We start from the raw sequence: 1,242 nt of genomic DNA, 5'->3' as shown, positions 1-1,242 counted from the left end.
GGGAGGACTTTCCGCAACCGGCCGTTCGATGCGGCACCGATGGCCTTCGCGCAGGGGTAGTGAATCCGCCAGGATTGACTTGCGCTGCCCTACCTCTCACTAGTGAGGGGCGGCAGCGCATCAAGCGGTGAGCGCACTCCGGCACCGCCAACTTTCAGCACATGCGTGTAAATCATCGTCGTAGAGACGTCGGAATGGCCGAGCAGATCCTGCACGGTTCGAATGTCGTAACCGCTGCGGAGCAAGGCCGTCGCGAACGAGTGGCGGAGGGTGTGCGGTGTGGCGGGCTTCGTGATGCCTGCTTGTTCTACGGCACGTTTGAAGGCGCGCTGAAAGGTCTGGTCATACATGTGATGGCGACGCACGACACCGCTCCGTGGATCGGTCGAATGCGTGTGCTGCGCAAAAACCCAGAACCACGGCCAGGAATGCCCGGCGCGCGGATACTTCCGCTCAAGGGCGTCGGGAAGCGCAACGCCGCTGCGGCCCTCGGCCTGGTCCTTCAGCCACCATGCCCGTGCACGCGACAGCTGCTCGCGCAGGCTGGGTGCCAAGCTCTCGGGTAACATCAAGGCCCGATCCTTGGAGCCCTTGCCCTCCCGCACGATGATCGTGCCGTGATCGAAATCCAGATCCTTGACCCGCAGTTGCAAACCCTCACTGATCCGCATGCCCGTTCCATACAGAAGCTGGGCGAACAAACGATGCTCGCCTTCCAGAAAACCGAGGATGCGAACCACTTCATCCGGGGTCAGCACCACCGGCAAGCGCCGCGACGGCCGAGGTCTTCCGATCTCCTGAAGCCAGGGCAGATCCGTGCACAGCACCTTGCCGTAGAAGAACAGCAAGGCCGCCAATGCCTGACGATGCGTGGAGACCGAAACCTTGCGCTCGTTCGCCAGCCAGGACAGAAATGCCTCGACTTCGCTGCTGCCCAAGGTTGCCGGGTGACGCACACCGTGGAAACGGATGAAGGCACGAACCCAGTTGACATAAGCCTGTTCGGTTCGTAAACTGTAATGCAAGTAGCGTATGCGCTCACGCAACTGGTCCAGAACCTTGACCGAACGCAGCGGTGGTAACGGCGCAGTGGCGGTTTTCATGGCTTGTTATGACTGTTTTTTTGTACAGTCTATGCCTCGGGCATCCAAGCAGCAAGCGCGTTACGCCGTGGGTCGATGTTTGATGTTATGGAGCAGCAACGATGTTACGCAGCAGGGCAGTCGCCCTAAAACAAAGTTA

General features: G+C 60.1%; 1 protein-coding gene. It reads right to left on the bottom strand.

The genetic code is table 11. The annotated features are described in order from the left end of the window. Positions 1-89: 89 nt before the first annotated feature. Complete coding sequence (intI1, locus tag C3406_RS25805) at positions 90-1,103, bottom strand: class 1 integron integrase IntI1 (RefSeq protein WP_000845054.1); 1,014 nt, start codon at positions 1,101-1,103, stop codon at positions 90-92. Between the last annotated feature and the right edge of the window lie 139 nt (positions 1,104-1,242).

Origin of the sequence: Leclercia sp. LSNIH8, from assembly GCF_002920195.1 — a bacterium.
Classification (GTDB): domain Bacteria; phylum Pseudomonadota; class Gammaproteobacteria; order Enterobacterales; family Enterobacteriaceae; genus Enterobacter.
This window is presented reverse-complemented; position numbering and strand designations above follow the sequence as displayed.